This is a genomic window from Nonomuraea monospora (assembly GCF_039531895.1).
In the GTDB taxonomy this organism is placed as follows: Bacteria; Actinomycetota; Actinomycetes; order Streptosporangiales; family Streptosporangiaceae; genus Nonomuraea; species Nonomuraea monospora.
Window position 1 is genome coordinate 284730 of sequence record NZ_BAAAQX010000002.1, and the last position, 23929, is coordinate 308658.

The 23929-nt window shown below is 71.0% G+C and carries 24 protein-coding genes; 14 read left to right on the forward strand and 10 right to left on the reverse strand.

Annotated elements, in window-relative coordinates:
• Nucleotides 1-12 precede the first annotated feature (12 nt).
• Nucleotides 13-288, reverse strand: coding sequence for an FmdB family zinc ribbon protein (locus ABD331_RS04615; RefSeq protein ID WP_344470979.1), 276 nt, complete (start codon nt 286-288; stop codon nt 13-15).
• Between the two features lie 98 nt (nt 289-386).
• On the opposite strand from ABD331_RS04615, the gene ABD331_RS04620 reads away from it, so the two are divergent.
• The 7 genes from ABD331_RS04620 to ABD331_RS04650 all read left to right on the forward strand — a co-directional run bounded on the left by ABD331_RS04620 (nt 387) and on the right by ABD331_RS04650 (nt 7754).
• Nucleotides 387-1103, forward strand: coding sequence for a TetR/AcrR family transcriptional regulator (locus ABD331_RS04620; RefSeq protein ID WP_344470980.1), 717 nt, complete (start codon nt 387-389; stop codon nt 1101-1103).
• A 182-nt stretch (nt 1104-1285) separates the two neighbouring features.
• Nucleotides 1286-2689, forward strand: coding sequence for an APC family permease (locus tag ABD331_RS04625; RefSeq protein ID WP_344470981.1), 1404 nt, complete (start codon nt 1286-1288; stop codon nt 2687-2689).
• The gene (locus tag ABD331_RS04630; RefSeq protein ID WP_344470982.1) at nt 2689-3237 is read left to right on the forward strand and encodes a GOLPH3/VPS74 family protein; all 549 of its coding nucleotides are present in this window, start codon (nt 2689-2691) and stop codon (nt 3235-3237) included. Before ABD331_RS04625 ends, ABD331_RS04630 begins: the two co-directional genes overlap by 1 nt.
• A gap of 87 nt (nt 3238-3324) precedes the next feature.
• Nucleotides 3325-4578 carry a lamin tail domain-containing protein gene (locus ABD331_RS04635; RefSeq protein WP_344470983.1) on the forward strand — a complete coding sequence of 418 codons (1254 nt, stop codon included), beginning with the start codon at nt 3325-3327 and terminating at the stop codon, nt 4576-4578.
• A gap of 192 nt (nt 4579-4770) precedes the next feature.
• Nucleotides 4771-5640 (forward strand): hypothetical protein, encoded by an 870-nt coding sequence (locus ABD331_RS04640; protein WP_344470984.1) that lies wholly within the window; start codon nt 4771-4773, stop codon nt 5638-5640.
• Between the two features lie 60 nt (nt 5641-5700).
• Nucleotides 5701-6294: a hypothetical protein gene (locus tag ABD331_RS04645; protein ID WP_344470986.1), complete on the forward strand. Its 594-nt coding sequence runs from the start codon at nt 5701-5703 to the stop codon at nt 6292-6294.
• Between the two features lie 128 nt (nt 6295-6422).
• Nucleotides 6423-7754, forward strand: coding sequence for a glycoside hydrolase family 30 protein (locus ABD331_RS04650; protein WP_344470988.1), 1332 nt, complete (start codon nt 6423-6425; stop codon nt 7752-7754).
• A 38-nt stretch (nt 7755-7792) separates the two neighbouring features.
• On the opposite strand, the gene ABD331_RS04655 is transcribed toward ABD331_RS04650, so the two are convergent.
• From ABD331_RS04655 to ABD331_RS04670, 4 genes are all read right to left on the reverse strand, one after another.
• Nucleotides 7793-8608 carry a carbohydrate ABC transporter permease gene (locus tag ABD331_RS04655; RefSeq protein ID WP_344470989.1) on the reverse strand — a complete coding sequence of 272 codons (816 nt, stop codon included), beginning with the start codon at nt 8606-8608 and terminating at the stop codon, nt 7793-7795.
• Nucleotides 8601-9503: a carbohydrate ABC transporter permease gene (locus tag ABD331_RS04660; RefSeq protein WP_344470990.1), complete on the reverse strand. Its 903-nt coding sequence runs from the start codon at nt 9501-9503 to the stop codon at nt 8601-8603. Before ABD331_RS04660 ends, ABD331_RS04655 begins: the two co-directional genes overlap by 8 nt.
• Before the next feature lie 14 nt (nt 9504-9517).
• Complete coding sequence (locus tag ABD331_RS04665; RefSeq protein WP_344470991.1) at nt 9518-10771, reverse strand: ABC transporter substrate-binding protein; 1254 nt, start codon at nt 10769-10771, stop codon at nt 9518-9520.
• An 81-nt stretch (nt 10772-10852) separates the two neighbouring features.
• Nucleotides 10853-11971 carry an ROK family transcriptional regulator gene (locus ABD331_RS04670; protein ID WP_344470992.1) on the reverse strand — a complete coding sequence of 373 codons (1119 nt, stop codon included), beginning with the start codon at nt 11969-11971 and terminating at the stop codon, nt 10853-10855.
• Between the two features lie 73 nt (nt 11972-12044).
• Between ABD331_RS04670 and ABD331_RS04675 the strand changes: the two genes are divergently transcribed.
• Nucleotides 12045-13292 (forward strand): Gfo/Idh/MocA family protein, encoded by a 1248-nt coding sequence (locus ABD331_RS04675; protein ID WP_344470993.1) that lies wholly within the window; start codon nt 12045-12047, stop codon nt 13290-13292.
• A gap of 98 nt (nt 13293-13390) precedes the next feature.
• Here the strand turns inward: ABD331_RS04675 and ABD331_RS04680 are convergent, their stop codons facing one another.
• Entirely contained in the window at nt 13391-13993 is a 603-nt protein-coding gene (locus ABD331_RS04680) for a TetR/AcrR family transcriptional regulator (protein WP_344470994.1), read from the reverse strand.
• Between the two features lie 68 nt (nt 13994-14061).
• Between ABD331_RS04680 and ABD331_RS04685 the strand changes: the two genes are divergently transcribed.
• On the forward strand, nt 14062-14844 hold the full coding sequence (locus tag ABD331_RS04685) for an alpha/beta hydrolase family protein (protein WP_344470995.1): 783 nt from the start codon (nt 14062-14064) through the stop codon (nt 14842-14844).
• On the opposite strand, the gene ABD331_RS04690 is transcribed toward ABD331_RS04685, so the two are convergent.
• From ABD331_RS04690 to ABD331_RS04700, 3 genes are all read right to left on the reverse strand, one after another.
• The gene (locus tag ABD331_RS04690) at nt 14826-15929 is read right to left on the reverse strand and encodes a 5-methyltetrahydropteroyltriglutamate--homocysteine S-methyltransferase (RefSeq protein WP_344470996.1); all 1104 of its coding nucleotides are present in this window, start codon (nt 15927-15929) and stop codon (nt 14826-14828) included. The genes ABD331_RS04685 and ABD331_RS04690 overlap by 19 nt on opposite strands.
• Before the next feature lie 6 nt (nt 15930-15935).
• Nucleotides 15936-17360, reverse strand: coding sequence for an acyl-CoA synthetase (locus tag ABD331_RS04695; protein ID WP_344470997.1), 1425 nt, complete (start codon nt 17358-17360; stop codon nt 15936-15938).
• An 89-nt stretch (nt 17361-17449) separates the two neighbouring features.
• A complete protein-coding gene (locus ABD331_RS04700) occupies nt 17450-18256 on the reverse strand; it encodes a PaaX family transcriptional regulator (RefSeq protein ID WP_344470998.1) in 807 nt (268 codons plus the stop codon).
• Nucleotides 18257-18343: 87 nt separating this feature from the next.
• Between ABD331_RS04700 and ABD331_RS04705 the strand changes: the two genes are divergently transcribed.
• The 5 genes from ABD331_RS04705 to ABD331_RS04725 are packed head-to-tail and all read left to right on the forward strand — an operon-like array spanning nt 18344 to nt 22811.
• On the forward strand, nt 18344-19537 hold the full coding sequence (locus tag ABD331_RS04705) for an ABC transporter substrate-binding protein (protein ID WP_344470999.1): 1194 nt from the start codon (nt 18344-18346) through the stop codon (nt 19535-19537).
• Between the two features lie 5 nt (nt 19538-19542).
• Nucleotides 19543-20298, forward strand: coding sequence for an ABC transporter ATP-binding protein (locus tag ABD331_RS04710; RefSeq protein WP_344471000.1), 756 nt, complete (start codon nt 19543-19545; stop codon nt 20296-20298).
• Nucleotides 20295-20954 (forward strand): ABC transporter ATP-binding protein, encoded by a 660-nt coding sequence (locus ABD331_RS04715; RefSeq protein ID WP_344471001.1) that lies wholly within the window; start codon nt 20295-20297, stop codon nt 20952-20954. The genes ABD331_RS04710 and ABD331_RS04715 overlap by 4 nt, the downstream gene beginning before the upstream one ends.
• Before the next feature lie 22 nt (nt 20955-20976).
• Nucleotides 20977-21837, forward strand: a complete 861-nt coding sequence (locus tag ABD331_RS04720) for a branched-chain amino acid ABC transporter permease (RefSeq protein ID WP_344471002.1) — start codon at nt 20977-20979, stop codon at nt 21835-21837.
• Nucleotides 21834-22811, forward strand: coding sequence for a branched-chain amino acid ABC transporter permease (locus ABD331_RS04725; protein ID WP_344471003.1), 978 nt, complete (start codon nt 21834-21836; stop codon nt 22809-22811). Before ABD331_RS04720 ends, ABD331_RS04725 begins: the two co-directional genes overlap by 4 nt.
• A gap of 328 nt (nt 22812-23139) precedes the next feature.
• Here ABD331_RS04725 and ABD331_RS04730 read toward each other — a convergent pair whose 3' ends face one another.
• Nucleotides 23140-23907, reverse strand: a complete 768-nt coding sequence (locus ABD331_RS04730; RefSeq protein WP_344471005.1) for an SAVMC3_10250 family protein — start codon at nt 23905-23907, stop codon at nt 23140-23142.
• Nucleotides 23908-23929: the final 22 nt, after the last annotated feature.

The window sequence follows — 23929 nt, forward strand, 5'->3', positions numbered from 1 at the left end:
TCCTTGGGGCGGTCATGGGCGGGGCAGGCCCGCCCAGCGGGGGTCGGGCGGCGGCGGCTCGGGAGCGGCGGGTGCCCGCCGTACCACCTGGGGTTCGTGAGCGCTGGCCTCCTGCGCCTGCCGGGCGCGGGCCTCTGGTGCGGGGGTGCGGGCCAGCAGCGGCGGCGTGTAGCGGCGGGGGGCGGGCTCCCCGCAGGCGGCGCACGGCTCGGCGGGCTCCGCGGTGCCGATAGGCCTGCGCACCTCGAACGGGCCGCAGCCGGCGCAGTGGTAGGCGTACGTTGCCACGGGGGCGTCACCTCCGTACAAGGAATCTAGTTCGCGGGACGGCCCGGTCAAGGGCCGTGTCCGCTGTACGCACGCAGCGCACGGTGTACTCTAAGGGCATGTCCGACGACGACAAGCAGATCCCCTCGGTATGGGCGCGCCCGCGCAAGGAGCGCCAGCAGCCGCTGCTCACCCGCGAGAGCATCGTGGCGGAGGCGGTGCGCCTGCTCGACGAGGAGGGCGCCGACAACCTCAGCATGCGCCGCCTGGGCAGCAGGCTCGGCGCCGGCGCCACCTCGCTCTACCGGCACGTAGCCAGCAAGGACGAGCTGCTGGAGCTGGCGCTCGACGCCGTCTACGGCGAGCTGCCACTGCCCGGCACGGGCGAGTGGCGGGAGACCGTGACCGAGGTGGCCCGCGCCATGCGCGCCACGATCCTGCGCCACCCGTGGCTGGCCGCCAAGCTCGGCGAGGCGGGGCTGGCCTACCTGGGGCCCAACATGCTGCGGCAGAGCGAGTTCATGCTCGGGGTCATGGAGGACGCCGGCTTCCCCCTGGACGAGGCCGATCAGGCGGTGACCACGGTGACCGCGTTCGTGGTGGGCATCTCGACGAGCGAGGCGGCCTGGCTGTCCATGGTCGCGCGCAGCGGGCAGAGCGAGGAGGAGGTGGCCGAGAAGCTGTGGCCGGCGGCCGAGCAGGCGGTGCGCGACTACCCGCGCCTGCGGGCCCGTTACGCCGCGCAGAAGAGCGGCGGCACCTCCGGCAACAATCAGGACTCCTTCGAGTACGGGCTCCAGCGCGTCCTGGACGGCCTCCAGGCCCGGCTCGGCTGATCCCGGCTCACCGCAAGAGCGATCGCACTGAGTGAGCAGTCAAGCAGCCACGGGGTGACCAGCGGCCTTCACCCCGGTCTGCGGCGAGGTGCCCCGATCGCTCTTGCGAGGCGGCCCCGAGCTGCGAAAGGATCTCGGGATCGAACCCCCCGCCCTTTGCATGACGACTGGAGAGGCCTGTCGTGCGCACACAACAGAACATTGAGCAGTTCGGTTACCGGCAGGAGTTACGTCGCGGGGTCGGGCTGACCGACCTCGTGTTCTACGGCCTGGCGTTCATGGTGCCCATCGCGCCCTTCGCGATCTTCGGCACCGTCTATGCGCAGTCCGGCGGCATGCCGGTGCTGGCGTACCTCATCGGCATGATCGCGCTGCTGTTCACCGCCGCGTCCTACGCGCAGATGGTGAAGGCGTTCCCCCTGTCGGGCTCGGTCTACAACTACGCCGGGCGCGGCATCGCCCCGGCGGTCGGGTTCATGACCGGGTGGATGATCCTGCTGGACTACATCCTCGTCCCCTGCCTGCTCTACCTGGTGGCCTCCGTCGCCATGAACGCCAGCGTGCCGGACGTGCCCGTGTGGGCCTGGCTGATCGGCTTCGTGGCGGTCAACACGGTGATCAACCTGCGCGGCATCCGGATGACGGTCAAGCTCACCCGGATCATGATCGTGTTCGAGCTGGTGGTGCTGGCGCTGTTCCTCCTGATCGGCCTCTGGGCGCTGCTCCAGGGCATGGGCAGCGGCTTCAGCCTCTCCCCGCTGTTCGACGCGGACACCTTCTCCTGGCCGGTGATCTTCGCGGCGGTGTCGGTGGCCGTCCTGTCGTTCCTCGGCTTCGACGGGATCAGCATGCTGGTGGAGGAGTCCACCGGCGGCTCCGCGCAGGTGGGCAGGGCCATGCGGATGGCGCTGCTGCTGGCGGGCGTGCTGTTCATCGTGCAGGTGTGGGTGGCCGCCCTGCTCGTGCCGGACCCGGCGGGGCTGCTGCAGCAGCCCAGCGACACGGCCTTCTACGACGCGGCCGCCGTGGCGGGCGGCGAGTGGCTGCGGCACGTCACCTCGTTCGCCACGGCACTGTCGTGGGGGCTGGCCAACACGATGGTCGCGCAGGTGGCGGTCTCGCGGCTGCTGTACGCGATGGCGCGCGACAGGCAGCTCCCGTCGTTCCTGGCCAAGGTGTCGGTCAGGCACTCCGTGCCGGCCAACGCGATCATGCTGGTCTGCCTGCTGTCGGTGGGCGTCGGCGTCTGGATGTCCACCCGCGACGACGGCGTCACCCTGCTCTCCACGCTGATCAACATCGGCGCCATGGTCGCGTTCATCGTGCTGCACGTGTCGGTCATCGTGCACTACTCGCTGCGCAGCGGCTCGAACAAGGTGTGGTCGCATCTGGTCGCGCCACTGATCGGGGCAGGCATCCTGGTGTTCGTGGTGATCAACGCGAACGTGCTCGCGCAGGTGCTCGGCCTCGTCTGGCTCGGCCTCGGCGCCGTGGTGCTGATCATCCTGTACGCGCTCGGCCGCCCCCCGACGCTCAAGACCATGGCCGGCGGGCCAGGACGACTGGAGCGGAGCGTCCCCGACTGATGGACCGGCTGCCGCTCCACCACGACCTGTACCTGATCGCCCACGACCCGGCGGGCAGGCCGCTCATCCACCAGTCGTCGCTGGCCCTCGGGCTGGCCGGCGCCGCCCTGCTCGACCAGCTGCTCGCCGGCCGGCCCGCCCCCGCCGACCCCAGGGCCGAGCTGAAACGGGCGGTGGCGGACGGGTTCCACGACCGCACCCGCGAGGGCCTGCTCGACTCGGGGGTGCTCGTCCGGGTGAGCAAGCGGCGCATGGGGGTGCTGCCGTACACGCGTTACGAGCTCGCGGACATCGCCTCGGTCGTGCGGGCCTCCTCGGGGGTGCGCTCGGCGGTCGAGGGCTGGAAACCGCCGGACGCGCGCTGCGCCGGGCTGTGCGGCCTGGTGGCGGTGCTGCGGCTGGAGCAGGAGCTCTACCTCGATCTGCCGTCGGGCCGGCTGGTCTCCCGGCTGCGGGAGATCTCCGCAGCCGCGGGCCCGCTGGTGGCCGAGCTGGTGGAGATGGTGGACACGCTGGTCGCCGAGGCGGCGGTCGCCGTGTATCGCTGACCGGCTTCATGGACGATGCCCCTTATGCGAGTTACGCTCCGCTGGCTACCAGTCGGGGGACATCACCAGCTCGCATGGGGGGATTCCATGAGCTACACCCTGTTACGCGGCAGCTTCGTGATCCGGTACCCGGATCTGCCCCGCCAGGGGCCCGAGCCCGACGGCGACACCGTCAAGTTCCTGCCCGACTCGCCCGCCCTGGTCGAGGCGCTGCCGCGGCGCTCCGGCCGGCCGCCGAACCTCAACGCCCGGGGCGTCTCCGTACGGCTGGAGGCCATCGACGCGCTGGAGACCCACTTCGCGGAGACCCACCAGGAGCTCGACGGGGCGAACGCGGCCCGCGACGAGCTGCTGCGCCTGCTCGGCTTCACCGGCGTGCGCTTCTGGGAGGACCTGCCGAACAAGGTGCGCTCCGCCGACCAGGACTCCATCCGCGGCCACGTGCTCACCAACGGCGTCGACGCCAACGGGCGGCTGATCGCGTTCGTCTTCGCGGGCGACCACCAGGGGGCGGACGGAACCACCGTGTTCCTGGACGGCCCGCTGGTGGACCGTTCCGCCAACGCCCAGCTCCTGGCCGCCGGGCTGGTCTACCCGGCCTTCTACGCCACGCTGCCCGCCGAGCTGCGCACGCACCTGGCCGAGGTGTCGCAGGCGGCCCGGCGCAAGGCCATCGGCATCTGGCCCCGCTCGACGGCCGACCCGAACGGCGCCGCCGCCGTACGGGACCTGAACGGGCTGGAACGGCTGGTGATCTGGCCGAAGCTGTTCCGGCGCGTCGTGCCGTACCTGGCGGCGGGGTTCCCCGACTTCGACGGCTTCGACGCGTGGCTGCGCGCCGACCCGGTCAACCGGGACGACGAGCTGTTCCTCATCCCCAAGCTCGAACGCGGCAACCTGCACGACGTCGTCCGGGGGTCGGGGCAGCAGATCCAGCTCACGATGTGGCCGGAGGACTTCATCATCAGCCCGGACCCGGCGCCGCCAGGAGCCCCGGTCAAGCCGCCGCTCGTCACCGCCGGGGACGTGGTCATCGTGGCCGCCCTGCCCGACCCGGTGGGCGCCGACCGCGGCAACGAGACCGTCACGCTGCTGAACCGCACGGCCGGGACGCTCGACCTCGGCGGCTGGGCGCTGACGGACGCGGCCGGCGGGCGCAAGCCCCTGACCGGCGGCATCGACGGCGGCGCCGCGCTGCGGGTGACGCTGGACTCGGCGGTGCAGCTCGGCAACCAGGGGGACACGATCATTTTGCTGGACGGTGAGGGGGCGACGATCGACCAGGTGACGTACAAGGCGGACCAGGTGAAGGCGGGCCGCACGATCTGCTTCGGCCGCTGAGCCGTTCGGGACGGGCCGTCAGTCGCCTGGCGGCCTGTCCCTTTTATGAGGAGCGAGAGCAGTTGAGCAGCGGACGCGATGAACGCACGCTGTTTCCCATAGTCTCGTCCTGACCGGGAAAGCGCGAAACAATCCACAAGATGGGCAAACAGCAATTTGCCCTCTTTTCGTGGGATATTCCGGGAGGGCGCCGTGGCCTACCAACCGGGTTCGAGCCGCTTCTGCCAGCGCTGCGGATCGCACGTCGGCACTCTGGCGCAGTGCCCGCGCTGCCGTGCCGAGCAGGGGCCGCAGGAGCAGCCGACCGCGTCCTTCTCCACCGGCCCCGAGCCCGCGCGGCTGCGGAGCCGTCCTCCGGCGTGGCGGCGCGCACCGGTTCTGATCAGCGTGGCCGTGGCCGTTCTCGCGTTCGTCCTGACCTGGTGGTTCGTGACCGCCAACCCGTCGCAGCCGATCCAGAACACCGGCGCGGGCCAGGGCGTCGCCCCCAGCAGCCCAGAGAACGGCCCGGAGAACGGGCCCGGGACCAGCCCGGAGACCAGCCCCGAGACCGGCGCTGAAAGCAGTCCCGAGAGCACCCCGACCCGCAGCGCTCCGACCGGCCGTTCCTCGGGGCGGGCGGCCAGGCAGCAGGCCGAGCGATTCGACGAGCTGTTGTCGAGCAGCAACGAAGCCCGCTCCAGCCTCTCCGACGCCATCGCCGCCGCCACCCGCTGCGACCCCGACGGCGTCCAGGCCATCCGCGACATCACCACCAGCCGCCGCGACCAGCTCGCCGCCGCCCACGCGCTCGGCGTGGACGCGCTGAGGGGCGGGGCCCGGCTCAAGGACGCCCTGGTGGACGCGCTCGACGCCTCCCACGACGCCGACTCCGCGTTCCTGGCCTGGGCGGGGCGGCACGTGGCGGACGGCTGCGAGGCGCCGGTGGAGGGCGACCGTGACTACCGGCGCGGCCTGGACAGGTCGGAGGCGGCACAGCAGGCCAAAACGCGTTTCGCGGCGGCGTGGCGGCCGATCGCGGAAACGTACGATCTCACGGTCTGGAAGCCCGACCAGATTTGATCTCGCGCCATTTCCCGCGACCGGACAATATGGTTCAGTCGGCGAAACGAAGGAGTAAGCATGTTCATGTTCATGCCGCGCTCTCTGTTCAGGCTGGCGGTCGGCGCGGCGGCGGGTTACCTGCTCGCCGTCCGGCCGTGGCACCTGCGGTGGGGTGCCGACGACCGTGAGGTCCACGCGGACATGCCCGGCGACGACCTCGTCACGCAGCCGCAGTACCAGGCCACCCGGGCGATCACCGTGGAGGCGCCCCCGGCCGCCGTCTGGGCCTGGCTGGTCCAGCTCGGCGGCGGTTACCAGCCCGACTCGCCGCCGCGCCCCGCGACGAGCGGGCACGAGGAGCCGCCCGCACGGGAGCCGCAGGATCTCAAGGTGGGTGACACCATGCGGGGCGGGCCCGGGTTCGTGGTGGAGCAGATCGAGCCGCCGCGGACGCTGGTGATGGCGGTGCGCAACGAGGACGCCACCACCACCTGCTCCGTCTCGCTGCGTGACCTGGAGGACGGCAGGACCCGGATGATCTTCCGGGTGCGCATCCGCGCGCAGCCGGGCGTGCGCGGCACGACGTACCTCGCGATGCAGGACGTCGGCGACTTCCTGACGGTGCGCCGGCAGATGCTGACCATCAAGGAGCGCGCCGAGTCCGCCCGCTGACGCTTCACCGCCGAGCGCCCCCGATGCTCCGGGGGCGCTCGTGGTTGACGGGGACACCCTTGGGCGCTTACGGTTCCGGCGATCGACGAAATATATCGTCACGTATCCGAAACTTTCGGAGGCGCGCCATGTTGCGAGGACTCGTCGCGATCAGCCTGCTCGGCTTACCGGCGGTGCACCCGGCACACCCCGCCGATCCCCCGGCCATCACCGTGAACGAGCGCGTCCGGCACCAGGAGATCGACGGCTTCGGCGTCTCCCAGGCGTTCCGGCGCAACGAGCTGCTCGAAGCCCTGCCGGCGGACAAGCAGCGCGAGGTCCTCGACCTGTGGTTCGACCGGGACAAGGGCGCGGGCCTGAGCATCCTGCGGCTCGGCATCGGCTCCTCCCCCACCGGCAGCCCGTACGACCACATGGTGTCGATCCAGCCCGACAACCCCGGCGGCCCCGACGCCCCGCCGAAGTACGTCTGGGACGGCGACGACAACAGCCAGGTCTGGGTGGCCAAGGAGGCCCAGAGGTACGGGGTGAAGCGCTTCTTCGCCGACGCCTGGAGCGCCCCCGGCTACATGAAGGACAACGGCGACGACAAGAACGGCGGCACGCTGCTGCCAGAGTGGCAGCGCGCCTACGCCAACTACCTGGTCGCCTACACGAAGTTCTACGCGCGGGAAGGCATCAAGATCACCGACCTCGGGTTCACGAACGAGCCCGACTGGACGGCCACCTACGCCTCCATGCGCTTCACCCCCGAGCAGGCCGCCGAGTTCGTCAAGGTGCTCGGGCCGATCGCCAGGAACACGCGGCTGGTCTGCTGCGACTCGTTCGGCTGGAACGAGGCCAAGGCGTACACGGCGGCGATCGAGGCCGACCCCGAGGCCCGCCGCTGGGTCAAGACGCACACCGGCCACACCTACGCCAGCCCCGTGGACGGCCCGCTGCCGACGAGCAGGCACACCTGGATGTCGGAGTGGAACCCCAACGGCAGCACCTGGAACGAGGCCTGGGACGACGGCAGCGGCTACGACGGCTTCACGATCGCGCAGGCCGTGCACGACGCCCTCACGCTGGGCGACGTCAGCGCCTACGTCTACTGGCTGGGCGGCTCGCGCGGCGCGACCAGGGCGCTGCTCCAGCTCGACGAGGTGGCCAGGGAGTACCACGTGTCGAAGCGGCTGTGGGCGCTGGCGGCCTACAGCAGGTTCATCCGGCCCGGCGCGGTCCGGGTGGAGGCGAGCGCGGCCGATCCGGCGCTGGAAGTTTCAGCGTTCCGCAACGCCGACGGCTCGCGCGTGGTCGTGGCGCTCAACACCGGCACAGCCCCCGTCACGTGGAAGGGCGTGCACGGGCGGGCGACCGCGTACGTCACCGACAACACCAACGACCTCACCCCGTCAGCCGTGACGGGCCGCACGGTGACGCTCCAGCCGAGGGCGCTCACCACCATCGTGATCAAGTGAGACGTTGAGCCCGGCGAGAGGCGCAGCTCCCGCCGGGCTCAGCCCTTCGTCCCGGTGTGGGCGATGCCCTGGATGAACTGCCGCTGCAGGAAGACGAACACCGCGATCACCGGCAGCGAGGCGATCAGCGAGCCGGCCATCAGCACCGGATAGTCGGTCTGGTACTGCCCCTGGAGCGCGGCCAGCCCGGCTGACAGCGTCATCTTCTCCGGGTCGGTGTTCACCACCAGCGGCCAGAACAGGTCGTTCCACGCCCACAGCAGCGTCAGGACGGCCAGCGCGACCAGCCCTGGCCTGGCCAGCGGCAGCATGATCGACCAGTAGATCCGCCACGGGCCCGCGCCGTCCAGCCGCGCCGCCTCCTCGATCTCGCGCGGCAGGCCGAGGAAGAACTGCCGCAGCAGGAACACCCCGAACGCGCTGAACAGGCCCGGCACGATGATCGCCTGGAGACTGTTCAGCCAGCCCAGCGCGGACATGATCTGGTACTGCGGGATCACGAAGAGCTGCGGCGGCACCATGAGCACCGACAGGAACAGGCCGAACAGCAGGTTCCTGCCGGGGAAGCGGAGCCGGGCGAAGGCGTAGGCGGCCATCGAGCAGAACAGCACCTGCCCGGCCACCCGCCCCGCGGCCATCACCGCGGTGTTGAGGAACTGCTCGCCGAACGGCAGAAGGTCGAAGACCTTCGCGTAGTTGTCCCAGCGGCCCTCGGGCAGGAACGTCGGCGGCACCGCGGTGGCGCTGCTCAGCGTCTTGAGCGAGGTGATGATCTGCCAGGCGAACGGCGCCACCATCAGCAGCGACGAGACGATCAGTACGGCGTGCACGCCCAGCGGGCGACGCTCAGACATAGTGCACCCACCTGCGCTGGAGCCGGAACTGCAGGATCGTCAGCACCGCGATGAGCAGCAGCAGCGCCATCACGATGGCGGCGGCGTAGCCGCGGTCGTTGGTCACGAACGCGCGCTCGTAGAAGAGCTGCACGACGGTCTGCAGCCGCGTGTACGCCGGGTTGGCCCGCGCCGCCTGCCCTGAGCCGGTCATCACGAAGACCAGGTCGAACAGTTGCAGCGAGCCGATCACCGAGACGATCGAGATGAAGAACGCGGTCGGCGACAACATCGGCAGCGTGATGCTGAAGAACTGGCGGACGCGGCCGGCCCCGTCCATGGACGCCGCCTCGTACAACTCCTTGGGGATGGCCTGCATGCCGGCCAGGAAGATGATCAGGTTGTAGCCGACGCTGCTCCAGACGCCCACCACGATCAGCGCGTACAGGGCGGTGGCCGGGTCGGCGATCCAGTTGGGGCCGTCGATGCCGGCGAGCGAGAGCACCTGGTTGATCAGGCCGTAGTCGCCGTTGTAGAGCCAGCGCCAGAGCATCGCGACCGCGACCGGCATGGTCACCACGGGCAGGAAGAACGCCGTGCGGTACAGCGTCACGCCGCCCAGCCCCGGCCGGTTGAGCAGCGCGGCGAACACGATCGCCAGCGGGATGCCGAGCAGGCCCAGCACGGTGTAGGTGAGCGTGTTGAGCACCGCCTGCCCCACCTCGGGGTCGCTGATCAGACGGGTGTAGTTGTCCAGGCCCGTCCAGGTGTGCCCGCCGAACACGCCCCACTCGGTGAAGGAGAAGTAGGCGGTCTGCAGGACGGGCCACAGGTAGAAGATCGCCAGGCCGAGCCCGGTGGGGGCGATGAACGCGTACCCCCACAGGGCCTCGGTCCACGGTTTGCGGCTCGCCACGTGTTTCCTGCGCGTCATTCCTTGGCCAGCAGGTCGTTCATCGCCGTCGCCAGGTCCGCGGCGGCCTTGTCCACCGGCACCTCACCGGTCCAGGCCTTGGTCAGGTGGGTGAGCTCGGCCTCCTGCCAGGCGGCGGTGTTCTTGGAGACGGGGTACGGCACCGCGTAGGCGACCGCGTCCAGGAACGTCTGCAGCTTCCACTCGGGGTGGGCCTTGACCCAGTCCTGCTGGGTGCCGTTGTAGGCGGGGATCGGGCCCTTCTTGCCGAGGATGTCGGCGGCCTGCTTGGAGCCGAGGAACTTGACGAACGCCGCCGCCTGGGCCGGGTGCTCGGTCTTGGCCGACACGACGTTGGCGACGCCGTGGATGATCGTGGCCTGCTTCTCGCCCTTGGGCAGCGGGGCCACGTCCACCTTGTCCTTGGTGTAGTCGTTCTTGCCGAACTCGGCCACGTTCCAGGACCCGCCCCAGTACATCGCCAGCTTGCCGGCCTCGAAGAGCTGCAGCGGGGCGGTGTCGGTCATGGTCTTCAGGTCGGGCGACTGCTTGGCGGCGATGAGGTCGGTCCAGAACTTCAGGCCCGCGACCGTCTTGGGGTCGGCGTAGCCGGACTGCTTGCCGTCCGGGGTGATCACGTAGCCGCCGGCCTGGTAGATCGTGTTGTACTGGTACTCCTGGAAGCTCGCGAGCTGCGCGCCGACCGCGTAGACGCCCTTATCGGGGTCGGTGAGCTTGGCGGCTGCCGCGTTGAAGTCGGCCCAGGTCCAGTCGTCGGCTGGATACTTCACCTTGGCGGCGTCGAAGAGCGTCTTGTTGTACCAGACGCCCACCGTGTCCATGTCCTTCGGCAGCCCGTACAGCTTGCCCTCGTAGGTGTAGAGGTCCACCAGGGCCTTGGGGTAGACGGACGTGTCGATCTGCTCCTCGATCGGCTTGATCACACCGTTGGAGGCGTAGAGCTGGAAGTTGGGGCCGTTCATCCAGAAGACGTCAGGCGCCGCGCCGCCGCTGACCGCGGCCTTCATCTTCGTCCAGTAGTCGACCCAGGGGGTGAGCTGGACGTCCACGGTGATGCTCGGGTAGGTCTTGGTGAACTCCTCGGCCAGTTCCTGCATGACCGCCTGCTGGGTGGCGTCCCAGACGCCGTAGGACAGCTTCACCCTCTTCTCAGGCTGCGTGTCCGTGCCGGCCTGCTCACCGCCGCCGCACGCGGAGGCGAGCAGTGCCACGCAGAGGAGCGCCGCACCGCTCCGTGCCGACTTCCACATCTCCCGGTCCTCTCCTAGAACGTGGGAGTAATGATGGAGTCCATGGAAATTATTGGCAAGAGTGGGTGTGTTACAGAACCCTCACGGGCGGCTCACCAGAGGGGTCCGGCCGTCGAGGAGGCGTTCCTCCACGTCGTCGAGCGCGAGGCGGACGGCGCCGAGCACCACGGCCTCGTCGCCGAGCGCCGACATGCGCACCTCGGGCGTGCGGATGCACCACCGGTCCAGCTCCCGCCTGAGCGGCTCGATCAGCACGTCGGCCGAGCGTGAGAAGCCGCCGCCGACCACGACCATCTGCGGGTCCAGCGTCAGGACCAGCGCGGACGCGCCGAGCGCGAGATCCTTGACGTACCTGCGCACCGCCGCGAGCGCGGCCTTGTCGCCCTCCCGCGCGGCGGCGAACACGTCGCCCGCCTCGCCGCCGAGGTGCTCCTGGGCGCGGATCCAGCCCAGCACCGGCAGCGCGCCGATCTCGCCGGACGCGTTGCCGAAGCCCCTGTGCAGCTTGCCGTCGATCACCAGGCCCGCGCCGGTGCGCAGGCCGGCCAGCAGGAACACCATGTCCTTGGCGTAGCGGGCCACGCCGCGCCAGCACTCGGCCAGTGCGGCGAGCTTGCTGTCGTTCTCGACCAGTACGGGGGCCGGGGCCAGGCGGCGCACGTGCGCGGCCAGGTCCACGCCGGTCCACTCGGGCAGCGCCTCCGACAGCATCACCTTTCCGGAGCCGTCCACCAGGCCCGTCGTGCCGACGCCTGAGGCCCACACGTCGTCGCCGGTCAGCCCGGCGCCCGCCAGTGACTCCTCGACGGCCCGGTCCACCGCCTCCAGGCGTTCGAGCCTGCCCATCTCCGGCGTGACGGGCACGCGGGCGGTGTGCCGCACGTTCCCGTCGAGGTCGGCGAGCACCGCGCGGATCTTGTGCCCGCCGATGTCGACGCCCAGCACCAGGCCCGCGTCGGCCCTGAACCGGTAGCGCCTGGCCGGGCGGCCCACCCCGCCCGCCGTGGCGCCCGCCTCCGCCACCCAGCCCTTCTGCAGCAGCTCGCGCACCACGTCCTCGGTGGAGGCCCGCGACAGGCCGGTGCGCTTGGCGACCTCGGTGAGGGTGAGCGACGGCTGGCCCTGGAGCACCTTGATCACGGCCAGCGCGTTGAGCTGCCGCAGCCGTGACAGGTCACCGCCGCTCAGCTCCGCGGCCATCGGCACCCCTTGCTGTCCGCTTTCTCAGACCGAATAATGATGCTCTCCATGATATTTCTTCGGGGAAGGTTCCATGACTGAGGTGACTCTAGCCGTCGTCGGCGGGGGCCTGCGAGGGCTGACCTACGCGCGCCACGCGCACGCCACGGGCGCGGGACGGGTGGTGGCGGTGGCCGAGCCCGACCCGGGGCGACGGGCCGCGTTCGAGGCGGAGTTCGGGATCCGGCCGGAGCGGGCGTACGACGACTGGAAGGCGCTGGCGGCGGCGGGACGGCTCGCGGACGCCGCGATCATCGCCACCCACGACCGGCTGCACACCGATCCCGCGGTCACGCTGGCCGACCTCGGTTACCACATTCTCCTGGAGAAGCCGATGGCGACGGACGAGGAGGAGTCCGTCATGATCGCCGACGCGGCCCGGCGCAACGGCATCATGCTGGCGGTCTGCCACGTGCTGCGGTACACGCCGTACACGCGGGTGGTCAAGGACCTGCTGGACGCGGGACGGATCGGGCGGCTCGTCAGCGTGCAGCACCTGGAGTCGGTCGGCTGGTGGCACCAGGCGCACTCCTTCGTGCGCGGCCACTGGCGCCGCCAGGACACCTCGGCGCCCATGCTGCTGGCCAAGGCGTGCCACGACATCGACTGGCTGGTCCACCTGTTCGGCCGGCCGCCCGTCCGCGTCTCGTCGTTCGGCTCCCTGTCGCACTTCCGCGCCTCGGAACGGCCCGCCGAGGCCGCCGACCGGTGCCTCGACTGCCCCCTTGAGCCGTCGTGCCCGTACTCGGCGCCGCGCCTCTACCTGGGCTGCCTCGGTGATCCGGAGAGCGAGTTCTGGCCGCTGTCGGCGGTCACGCCGGGGCGCACCGAGGAGGCGGTGCTCGACGCCCTGCGCACCGGGCCTTACGGGCGGTGCGTGTACGCGTGCGACAACGACGTGGTGGACCACCAGGAGGTGGTCATGGAGTTCGACGACGGGGCCACCTGCTCGTTCACGATGAGCGCGTTCACCCCGCTGGAGCACCGGCGCACCCGGCTGTTCGGCACCCACGGCTACATCGACGGCGACGGGCTCAGCCTGCGGGTGGTGGACTTCCGCACAGGGGCCGAGGAGACCGTGCACACCCAGGACCTGGCGGGGCCTTCCGCGGCGGACGGGCACGGGGGCGGGGACGAGGGGCTGACGGACGCCTTCCTGGCGGCGGTCGCCTCGGGGGACGCGTCGTCGCTGCGGTCGGACGCGGCGGAGAGCCTGATGACGCACCGGGTCGTCTGGGCCGCCGAACGCGCCCGCCACACCGCCTCGGTCGTCACCCTCTGACCGCGACGCCGGCCGGGCACCCGTCACGCGACCGCCCCGCCCACGGCACCGCCCCGCGCGCCACCCGACCGCAGTCCGACCGGCGGCGCCGTGGCGGGCTAAGGTCCTTCAGGGGTGGGGCGGGCCGCCGCGAGCAGGGCCAGCGCCGCCTCGCGGGCCAGCCGCGCCGCGTGCCGGGTGCCGGGGTGCTGGTCGGCCACCACGGTGCAGCCGGTCACCAGGACGAGCCACTGCCGGGCCAGCTCCCCAGGCTCGGCCACCCCGGCCCCTGCGGCGATGGACGTCAGCAGCCCCAGCCGCCGCTCAAGATGCCGCCCCGCCATGTCCAGCTCAGGCGCGCCATGATGCTGAGCGGCGGCGTTGAGCAACGCGCACCCCCGGAACGAGGGCTCCCCGTGCCACTCCCCCAGCGCGTCGAACACGGCACTGATTTGCGCGGCCGGATCCGGGCCGGCCGCCTCCACGGCAGCCGCCAGCCACCGCGTGACCCGCTCGCTACGCGCTTCGAGTACCGCCTCGATGAGCCCTTCCTTGGACCCGAAGTGCCGGTAGAGCGTCTCCTTCGACACCCCGACGGCACCGCACAGCTCGGCCACCCCGACGCCGTCGAGCCCGCGTTCGTACAGGATCGGCATGGCCGTGTCGATGATGGTGGCGCGGGTCCGCTCCGGGTCGAGGCTGGTTCCCTTCGGTACAGGCACCCCTAGATGGTACTCAGCGGTACGATCCCTGCTATCGTACCGATCGGTTCGATCTAAGGAGGATCATCATGCGAGCCGCCACCCCCGCCGTGACCTTCGAGAGCGGCGGCGTCCCGCTCGCGGGCCTGCTGCACCTGCCGTCCGGTCCAGGCCCGCACCCCGTCGTGCTGTTCCTGCAGGGCTTCCCCGGCAACGAGCGCAGCCTGGACGTGGCCCAGGCGCTGCGGTCGGCCGGCTACGCCGCGATCGCCTTCCACTATCGGGGCTCCTGGGGCATGGGCGGCGCCTGGTCGTGGGCGAACGTGCTGGAGGACGCCGCCGCCGTGGCCCGCGCCGTGCGGGCCGAGCCGTTCGCCGCCGCACACCGGCTCGACCCCGGCAGGCTGGCGCTGTTCGGGCACAGCGCGGGCGGGTTCGCCGCGCTGATGACGGCCGCCGCCGACCCGTCCATCTCGGCCGTGGTGTCGGTGGCGGGGTTCGACTTCGGCGCGGTGGCCCGCTCGCTGACCCCGCAGGCCCGCGCCCGCTACGTCGAGGCGTTCGGGGAGGACCTGCTGCCCTTGCGCGGGACGAGTGGCGAGGCGCTGGTGGCGGAGATGGAACGGGCGGGCGAGCGGTGGAGCCTGGACGGCCTGGCGCCCCGGCTCGCCGGGCGGCCGGTGCTGCTGATCGGCAGCCCCGACGACCCGGTGTCACCGGCTGAGCTGCACCACCGGCCGCTGGTGCAGGCGTACCAGGGGGCAGAGCATCACGAGTGGCCCGCCGACCACGCGCTGTCGGAGCACCGGCAGCGGCTCACCGAGACCGTCCGGAGCTTCCTCGGCAGGGTGCTTCAGCCCCAGACCTCCTGAGCCGTCTCGACGATCAGCCGGATCTTGGCGAACTGCTGCTCCTCGGTCAGCTCGTTCCCCTCCACCGTGGAGGAGAAGCCGCACTGCGGCGACAGGCAGAGCTGGTCCAGGTCGACGAACTTGGCCGCCTCGTCGATGCGCCGCTTGAGCGCGTCCTTCGACTCCAGCTCGCCCCGCTTGGTCGTGACCAGCCCGAGTACCACCGTCTTCCCCGGCGGCACGAACCGCAGCGGCTCGAAGCCGCCCGACCGCTCGTCGTCGAACTCCAGGAAGAACCCGTCCACCTGCAGCTCGTTGAACAGCGCCTCGGCCACGAAGTCGTAGCCTCCTGAGGCGACCCAGGAGGAGCGGAAGTTGCCCCGGCACATGTGCGTGGTGATCGTCATGCCCGCCGGCTTGGCGGCGAGCGCGGCGTTGATCTGCTTGATGTAGCGCAGGTGCAGGTGGTCGGCGTCGTCGCCGCGCTCGGCCATCTCCGCGCGCTGCGACGGGTCGTTCAGATAGGCCAGGCTGGTGTCGTCGAACTGCAGGTAGGTGCAGCCCAGCGCGCCGATCCTGCGTACCTGCTCGGCGTAGGCGGCGCTCAGGTCGCGCCAGAACTCCTCAACGTCCGGGTAGACCTGCGGGTCGATGGCGGCGGGGCCGCCCCGGTAGTGGACCATGCTGGGCGACGGGATGGTCAGCTTGGGGGTGACCCCGCCGGAGACGCTCTCGCGCAGGAACGTGAAGTCGTCGGCGAAGATCGGCTCGGTCAGCCGGATCCGGTCGTGCACGCGCAGCGCCGCCGGGGTGTATTCGAGGTCGCCCGCCGCGTTGTGGAAGCGGACCGTGATGTGCTCGTCGGCGGCCTGGCCGATGCCCTGCAAGCGGTAGATGAAGTCCATGTGCCAGGAGGCCCGGCGGAACTCGCCGTCGGTGGCGCTCTGGAGGCCGGCGTCCCGCTGTTTGCGCACCACGTCCCTGATCGCCGCGTCCTCGGCCTCGCGCAGCGCCTCACCTGTGAGGGTCTCGCGGGCGCGCAGCAGTTCGGCGGGGCGGAGCAGGCTGCCGACGTGGTCGGCGCGGAAGGGCGGTGAGGTACGCATGATGGATCATCCTCCGTAGAGCTTTCTCAGCGGGGCCTTGAGGAGCTTGCCCGCCGCGTTCTTAGGCAGTTCGGGCACGAATTCCAGATATTTCGGGACTTTGTAGCGGGCCAGGCGGCCGTCCAGGTGCTTCAGCAGTTCGTCGGCGGAGCCTGTCGCGCCGGGTCTGAGCACGACCAGGGCCTTGCCCACCTCGCCCCACTTCTCGTCGGGCACGCCGATCACGGCGCACTCGGCGACGGCCGCGTGCTCGTACAGCGCGCTCTCCACCTCGGCCGGGTAGATGTTCTCCCCGCCGGAGATGATCATGTCCTTCACGCGGTCGGAGATGCGCACGTACCCGTCCTCGTCGGCGACCCCGACGTCCCCCGAGCGGAACCAGCCGTCGGCCGACAGGACCTCGGCGCTCTCCTCCGGGCGCCGCCAGTAGCCGGGCATCACGTTGGGGCCCTGCACGTACAGCTCGCCCGGCTCGCCGGGGGCGGCGGGCGAGCCGTCGGAGGCGACGAGCCGCACGTCCGAGAAGAAGCACGGCACCCCGGCGGTGCCGGCCTTGGCGGCGGAGCGGTCGGCGCCGAGGAAGAGCGCGCCGGGCGCGGTCTCCGTCATGCCGTACCCCTGCATGAACGTCAGCCCGCGCTGGAGGTAGGCCTGGATCAGCGGCTCGGGCACCGGCGCTCCCCCGCACAGCAGGTGCCGCAGGCTCGACAGGTCGGCGCCCGCCCAGCGCGGCGAGGCCGCGAGGAACTGGAACATCGTCGGCACCCCGGCGATCAGCGTCACCCGCTCCGCCTCGATCAGGTCGAACGTGCGCTCCACGTCGAACCCCGGCTCCAGGATGGCCCGCCCGCCCTTCAGCATCGCCGGGATCAGCGCCTGCCCCATCGCCGCGATGTGGAACAGCGGCGCGCCGATCAGCGCCACCTCGTCGTGCCCCAGCGGCACGTCCACGAGCAGGTTGACGGTGTTCCAGGTGAGGTTGCCGTGGGTGAGCATGGCGCCCTTGGGCCTGCCCGTGGTGCCCGAGGTGTACATGATCAGGCACACGTCGTCCTGGCTGACCGGCTCGTCGATCGGCTCGGGCGAGCCGGACGCGATCAGCGTCTCGTAGCCGTCGGCCCGCAGGTGCCGTCCCGGCAGTCCCTCGCCGTCCCGCTCCTCGCCCAGCACGAGCAGCGCGGGCTCGGCGTCGTCCAGGATGTGGCGCAGCTCCGGCCCGGCCAGCCGGGTGTTGAGCGGCACGAACACGGCCCCCAGCAGGCCCGCCGCGAAGAGCGTCTCCACCATCGCGGGCTGGTTGGCCCCGAGGAACGCGACCCGGTCGCCGCGCCGCACGCCGAGCGCGGACGCCAGCCTGTTCACCCGTTCGCGCAGGTCACGGTAGGTGTAGTGGTGCCCCTTGTACGACAGCGCGACCCTGTCGGGCGTCATGCGTGCCCTGCGTGCCGGCCACGAGCCAATCCCCTGATTACGCATTCGGCGACTCCCGGACCCCAAGTTAGGCCAATATGCGATTGCTGTCACCGTTCTGCCCAACTTTCGTCGGGAACGGTGTCGAGCAGCCCGGCGACGATCCGCTCCGCCTCCGGCCTGAACCGCTCGTGCAGCGTGTGGCATACCCGCTGCGCCTTCTCGGCGGGCCAGTCGTGCGGCAGGTACCGCAGCGGCAGCCGCGGGTCGGTCCTGATGAGCTGCAGCCAGCCGGTCAGCAGCATCAGCGACCGCGCCAGGTCGTCGGGCGCCTCTGGGGCGGGGTCGGCCCGGTCCCAGCGGCCCAGGAACCCCCGGTACCGCTCGCCCAGCCCGGCCAGGTCGTAGGCCTCACCGACCAGGGTCTGCATGTCGGTGGGCCGGCGCGGCTCGGCGGCGAACACCTTGACGTTGGCGCCCAGGTCCTCGATCACGCCCGTGGCGTCCACCTCGCCTGGAGCGATCCACAGCCCGTTCTGCAGCGGCCCGAACCCCGCCCACACCAGCCGCGAGCGCAGCTCGTGGCGTTGCCGCTGCCACGACTCGGGCAGCGAGAAGCCGATCAGCGTCCATCTGTCCTCGTCGGCGTCGTTGACCACGCCGCTGTGCCACAGGCGGCGCTCGCCGTCCTTGAGCACCTCCACGCTGGTCGGGGTGAGCCCGAAGAACATGCGCCGGCCCGAGCGCTGCCGGCGCAGCAGCCCGCGGCGCACCATCCGGGTCAGCGTCGAGCGGGTGGCCTCCTCCGAGATGCCCACCTTGCCGAAGGCGTCGATGAAACTCCGCGACGAGACGCAGACTCCGCGCCCGTATACGTGGTCCCCGAGGAAGGTGAGAATCACCGATTGCGGCCTCATAACAGCTTGTCTCCGGATATTAGGCACTCTATTGACAGCCGTAATGTACCTGCCTACTTTTGGGGCCACCCGGCCCAGGAGGTCCTGATGCGCAGGTTTCTTCCATCCCTGGTCTGCCTGTTGCTGGCGGCGACGGCGTGCGGCGGAGGCGGGGGCGGGTCGAGCGGCGGCCAATCGGACCCGATCAAGGTGGGCCTCATCGTCTCCCTCACCGGCAACTACACGCCGCTCGGCAGCGAGGACAAGAAGGCCGTGGAGCTGGCCGTCGAGCAGGTCAACGCGCAGGGCGGCCTGCTGGGCCGCAAGGTCGAGCTGGTCACGCGCGACGACAAGACCGCCCCCGACCAGGGCATCGTGGCCTACAACCAGATCAAGGGCGAGATCGACGCGCTGATCGGCCCGGTGTTCTCCAACTCGGCGCTGGCCGTCGAGCCGCTCGCGCAGCGCGACAAGATGCCCTACCTCTCACTGGCCCCCGCGCAGGAGCAGGTCGAGCCGATCAAGTCCTACATCTTCGTCACCCCCGCCCTGTCCAGCATGTACGCCGAGCGCTACCTCCAGTACATCCAGGCCGAGGGCATCAAGACGATCGCCGTGGCGTGGGACTCCAAGAGCGCCTACTCGGTCTCCGGCCACAAGTCCATGGTCGCGCTGGCCCCCAAGTACGGCGTGACGATCGCCGTGGACGAGCCGTACGAGACCACCACCTCCGACTTCAGCCCCGTGTTCACCCACGTGCGCGAGTCCAAGGCCGAGGCGCTGGTGTTCTGGGGCTCGGGCGCGCCCGGCGTGACGGCCGCCAAGCAGTACGCCGCCTCGGGGCTCAAGACGCCGCTGTTCCTGACCGCCTCGCAGGCCAGCAAGCTGTGGCTGGAGCCGATGGGCGCCCAGGCCGAGGGCATGACCGTGCAGAGCGCGATCGGCGTGGTCGGCGACCATCTGCCCGACGGCAAGCAGAAGCAGGTCATCGACCAGATGGCGACGCCGTACGAGCAGAAGCACGGCTACCCGCCGCCGCAGTTCGCCCAGGACGGCTATAGCGCCTCGCTGCTGCTGTTCGAGGCGATCAGGAAGGCGAACAGCACCGACAAGACCAAGATCCAGCAGGCCCTGGAGGCCATGGACCTGATCACCCCGAACGGCCGCTTCCGCTACTCCCCCACCGACCACTCCGGGCTGTCGCCCGAGTTCATCTCGGTCAACACGGTGCAGAACGGTCAGTTCGTCCCCACCCCATGGGCCAAGGAGCAGCTCACCAAGACCGTCAACGCGCAGGGGTAGGGCGCGTGCTGACCGTCACCGGGGTCTCCCGCTCCTTCGGGGGCGTCTACGCCGTCCGCGACGTCTCGCTGAGCGTCGCGGACGGCGAGGTCTGCGGCGTCATCGGCCCGAACGGCGCCGGCAAGTCCACCCTGTTCAACCTGATCACCGGGCATCTGGCCGCCGAGCACGGCCGCATCTCCTTCCTCGGGCAGCGGGTGGACCGGCTCGCGCCGCACCGCAGGGCCCGGCTCGGCATGTCGATCGTCTTCCAGGCGGCCCGGGTGTTCCGCGGCATGACGGTCGAGGAGAACGTCAGGGTGGGGGCGCACGGGCACACCAGGGCCGGGTTCGTCTCCGCCGCGCTGCGGCTGCCCCGGCACCGGGCCGACGAGCGTGAGATCGCCGCCGACGCCGCCATCGCCCTGCAGCGGGTGGGGCTCGCCGAGTGGGCCGACCGGCCCGCCGACCGGCTGCCGATCGGCCAGCAGCGGGCGCTGCAACTGGCCCGCGCCCTGTGCGCGCGGCCCCGGCTGCTGCTGCTCGACGAGCCCGCGTCCGGGCTGCGCGGCGAGGAGCGCGAACGGCTCGCGACACTGGTCGAAGAGCTGCGCGCCGACGGGCTGACGATCCTGCTCATCGAGCACGACGTGGCGTTCGTGACCCGGCTGGCCGACCGCGTCGTGGTGCTCGACCTGGGCCAGGTCATCGCCGACGGCCCGCCCGCCGAGGTGCGCGCCGACCCGCTCGTGCTGGCCGCCTACCTCGGACAGGCCTCATGATCGACGTCAACGAGCTGGTGGTCTCGTACGGCACCGCGACCGCGCTCGAACACGTCACGCTCACCGTCGGCAAGGGCGAGATGGTGGCCCTGCTCGGCCCGAACGGCGCCGGCAAGTCGACGCTCGCCAACACCCTGGCCGGGCTGCTCAAGCCCGCCTCGGGCACGGTCCGCGTCGGCGGGCGGCTGGCGCTCATCCCCGAGGGCCGCCAGCTCTTCCCCGATCTGTCCGTCGCCGACAACCTGGCGCTGGGCGGCTGGCGCTCCGGGCAGCGCGACCCCTCCCTCGTGTACGAGCTACTCCCCCGCCTGGCCGAGCTGTCCACCCGCAGGGCCGGGGTGCTGTCCGGGGGCGAGCAGCAGATGGTGGCCTTCGGGCGGGCCATGATGTCGCGCCCCGACGCGCTCGTCGTGGACGAGCTGTCACTCGGCCTCGCCCCCAACGTCACCGCCGACCTGGCCGCGCACCTGGCCGAGCTGAACCGGTCGCGGGGGCTGACCGTGCTGCTCATCGAGCAGAACGCCCGGCTGGCCTTCGACCTGTGCCGCAGGGCGTACGTGCTGGAGGCCGGGCGGGTCGTGACCGAGGGGGAGAGCGCCGCGCTGGCCGACGACCCGCGGGTGGCCAGCGCGTACCTCGGCGGGGCGATCACGTGAGCGGCGAGGGGGTGGGCAAGCCGTGAGCGCGTTCCTCACCTATCTGCTCAACGGGCTGGCGGTCGGCTCGGCCATCGCGCTCATCGCCAGCGGCCTGGTGGTCATCCACCGGGTCACCGGCGTGGTCAACTTCGCGCAGGGCATGTTCGCCGTGGTCGCGGGGCTGTGCACGTCCTCGCTGCTCGGGATGGGCGTCCCGCACGGGGTCAGCGAGGTGGCCGCCGTGCTCGCCGCGGCCCTCGCGGGCCTGCTGACCGGCCTGGCCGCCGTCGGCAGGCCGGGCACCACCCCGCTGTCGTCGCTGATCGTCACGCTCGGCGTGGGCGTGCTCGCGTACGCCGTGGAGATCGTGCTCTGGGGCGACCAGCCGCGCTCGGCCCCCGGCCTGACCGGCTCGGTGACGCTGCTCGGAGCGCACATCCAGACCCAGTACCTGCTCGTCATCGGCGTGGCCGCGGCCACGTTCGTGCTGCTCGCGCTCTTCTTCGGCCGCGCCTACCTGGGCAAGGCGCTGACCGCGTGCGCCTCCAACCCGTACGCCGCCCGCGTCGTCGGCATCGACACCCGGCGGATGGGGCTGCTGGCGTTCGCGCTGGGCGGACTGCTCGGCGGCATCGCCGGGGTGCTCGTCACGCCGCTGCGGCCGATCTCGTTCGACAGCGACGTCACCCTCATCGTCAACGGCTTCGCCGCCGCCGTCTTCGGCGCGCTCACCCGTCCCGTGGTCACCCTCGTCGGCGCGCTGCTGCTGGGCGTGGCCGAGACCATGGCCGCCGGGTACGGCTACGGCTCGCACCAACTGGAGGTCGCGCTGGGTCTCATGCTCGTCGTCATGATCGTCCAGGCCGGCCGCCGCACCGCCATCTCCCAGGAGTCCACATGAGGATCCGGCCAGGACTCGTGGCCGGGCTGCTGGTCGCCGTCGTGACCCTCGCCCTGCCCGCCGTGCTCGACGACAGCGCGCTGGCCGTGTACATCCTGCTCGGCCTGGCCGCCATGGTCACGGTCGGGGTGTCGCTGCTCATGGGGTACGCCGGGCAGGTGTCGCTGGGCCAGGGCGCCTTCTACGCCATCGGCGCCTACACCGCCGCCCTCCTGGCTCTGAGCGGCGCTCCCCCGCTGGCGGGCCTGCTGGCCGCCCCCGTGGCCGCCGCGCTCTCCGCCCTCGTCATCGGCGTCCCCCTGCTGCGGCTGCGCGGCCACCACCTGGCCTTCGCCACGCTCGCCATGCAGCTCATCCTGCTGTCGCTGGCCGGGCAACTGGAGTTCACCGGCGGCGACATCGGGCTGCAGGGTATCCCCCAGTTCTCGGCCGGCTCCTTCGAGGCCACCAGCGCCTCCGTCTACGCGTGGCTGACGTGGGCCGGGCTGGCCCTGGTCATGCTCGTCACCCACAACGTGATCACCTCCCGCCCCGGCCGCGCCCTGCGCGCCCTGGCCACCAGCGAGATCGCCGCGGCGTCCTCCGGCATCCCCGTGGGCCGGTACAAACTGGTCGTCTTCGCCCTGTCGGCCACCTTCGCCGGGCTCGCCGGAGGGATCTACTGCTTCTACACCGGCTACGTGGCGCCCGGCTCGTTCCCCGTGCTCATCTCCATCCAGTACATCGTGATGGCGGTCGTCGGCGGGCTGGGCACCGTCTGGGGCGCGGTCGTCGGCGCCACCGCCATCACGCTGCTGGTGCAGGGGCTCGACAGGCTGGCGTCGCTGCCGGGCATGCCGACGTACGCGCCGAGCGTGCTGTCGTACGCGGTGTACGCGCTCGTCCTCATCGGGGTGGTGCTGTTCATGCCACAGGGGCTGGTGCCCGCCGTGTCCGGACGGCTGTCCGGGAAACGTCCGGGGATCAGATCCTGAGCCCGGCGACCGTGATGTCGGGCGGCGCGCCGACCCGCACCGGCGGCCCCCAGAAAACCAGAAGCACCAGGATCAGCAGGTAGATGACCGGCCCCACAGGTGGACGTGCACCAGCACCCACGCCACCGACTGGCCCCACACCCAGGTGGGCATCGTCATCATCGGCCGGCCACGCCGGTTGCGGACAGGTTCATGAGACCTCCTTGTGGGTCTCCTCGCCGTCACGGCGGGTTCCGGTCGTCGTCCGGCGGATGATCGGTTCGTACGCGTGGCGGAGTATCCGGGCCCGCCGCACTGCGCCCGTGGACGTACGACGACGCGCGAGACCTCAGGGAGCCCGCGGATCGCTGTAGTGGACATGGAGCGGGCTGGCGATCAGCAGCCGCGGACCCGGGCGTCCGCGCAGTGGCGCGCAAACCGCGGTCACCCGGGCGAGGCCGCTCATCCACGTGGCCGTCGCCGGACTCACCCGGCCTTCGAGGCCCTCGACAACGAACCAGGCGGCTGCCTCGAACCAGTCGTGGGAGCGGTGCGCGAGACCGAATTCCGAGCCGCCGGGCTCGGCGCCGGCCTCCTCGATCGCACGCATGTCAGCGACCATGGACTGCAGGCGCATGTCCGTGGCCACCTCCTCGAAGAGCCCGCCGCTCGACGCGATCCGCGATCCCTGATCGCCGAAATCCGGCCTGCCGCCGAGCACATTATGGGCCGAACCGTGCAGGAGAATCCTCGTCGGAATCCCGTTCTCCTCCGCGGACTCCCCGGACTGCAGGAAGAACACCACCGACTCGAACTTCCCGTCGCCGGGGATATGCATGTTGAATCGCCCGGAAAAGCTGATCCACTGCCCTGGCCGCAGTTCTGGAACTCCAGGCGAATGCGGGCCGCGTCCAGCCTTCTTGAGCTCCTCCACCACCTCCTCAGGCTCCTCGACCTGGCGTTCGGCCGGTCGCGCCGACTCCCCGACGCCTATTTCCACGCCCAGGACAGCGACCGTGAATCCACGGGAGGGCCGAAGGCGATTCCACCATCGCCGACGCCGCTGAATCTTGAAGCTGCTCAGCTTGGATCTGGACAGATAGATCAGATCTAACATCCATCCATCATCACCGAACAAT

Bases quoted from the DNA above. Each gene is read 5' to 3' on its own strand.
- ABD331_RS04620 (WP_344470980.1), top strand. From the start codon at position 387: ATGTCCGACGACGACAAGCAGATCCCCTCGGTATGGGCGCGCCCGCGC.
- ABD331_RS04630 (WP_344470982.1), top strand. From the start codon at position 2,689: ATGGACCGGCTGCCGCTCCACCACGACCTGTACCTGATCGCCCACGAC.
- ABD331_RS04635 (WP_344470983.1), top strand. From the start codon at position 3,325: ATGAGCTACACCCTGTTACGCGGCAGCTTCGTGATCCGGTACCCGGAT.
- ABD331_RS04645 (WP_344470986.1), top strand. From the start codon at position 5,701: ATGTTCATGTTCATGCCGCGCTCTCTGTTCAGGCTGGCGGTCGGCGCG.
- ABD331_RS04650 (WP_344470988.1), top strand. From the start codon at position 6,423: ATGTTGCGAGGACTCGTCGCGATCAGCCTGCTCGGCTTACCGGCGGTG.
- ABD331_RS04655 (WP_344470989.1), bottom strand. From the start codon at position 8,608: ATGTCTGAGCGTCGCCCGCTGGGCGTGCACGCCGTACTGATCGTCTCG.
- ABD331_RS04665 (WP_344470991.1), bottom strand. From the start codon at position 10,771: ATGTGGAAGTCGGCACGGAGCGGTGCGGCGCTCCTCTGCGTGGCACTG.
- ABD331_RS04670 (WP_344470992.1), bottom strand. From the start codon at position 11,971: ATGGCCGCGGAGCTGAGCGGCGGTGACCTGTCACGGCTGCGGCAGCTC.
- ABD331_RS04675 (WP_344470993.1), top strand. From the start codon at position 12,045: ATGACTGAGGTGACTCTAGCCGTCGTCGGCGGGGGCCTGCGAGGGCTG.
- ABD331_RS04685 (WP_344470995.1), top strand. From the start codon at position 14,062: ATGCGAGCCGCCACCCCCGCCGTGACCTTCGAGAGCGGCGGCGTCCCG.
- ABD331_RS04690 (WP_344470996.1), bottom strand. From the start codon at position 15,929: ATGCGTACCTCACCGCCCTTCCGCGCCGACCACGTCGGCAGCCTGCTC.
- ABD331_RS04695 (WP_344470997.1), bottom strand. From the start codon at position 17,360: ATGACGCCCGACAGGGTCGCGCTGTCGTACAAGGGGCACCACTACACC.
- ABD331_RS04700 (WP_344470998.1), bottom strand. From the start codon at position 18,256: ATGAGGCCGCAATCGGTGATTCTCACCTTCCTCGGGGACCACGTATAC.
- ABD331_RS04705 (WP_344470999.1), top strand. From the start codon at position 18,344: ATGCGCAGGTTTCTTCCATCCCTGGTCTGCCTGTTGCTGGCGGCGACG.
- ABD331_RS04715 (WP_344471001.1), top strand. From the start codon at position 20,295: ATGATCGACGTCAACGAGCTGGTGGTCTCGTACGGCACCGCGACCGCG.
- ABD331_RS04725 (WP_344471003.1), top strand. From the start codon at position 21,834: ATGAGGATCCGGCCAGGACTCGTGGCCGGGCTGCTGGTCGCCGTCGTG.
- ABD331_RS04730 (WP_344471005.1), bottom strand. From the start codon at position 23,907: ATGTTAGATCTGATCTATCTGTCCAGATCCAAGCTGAGCAGCTTCAAG.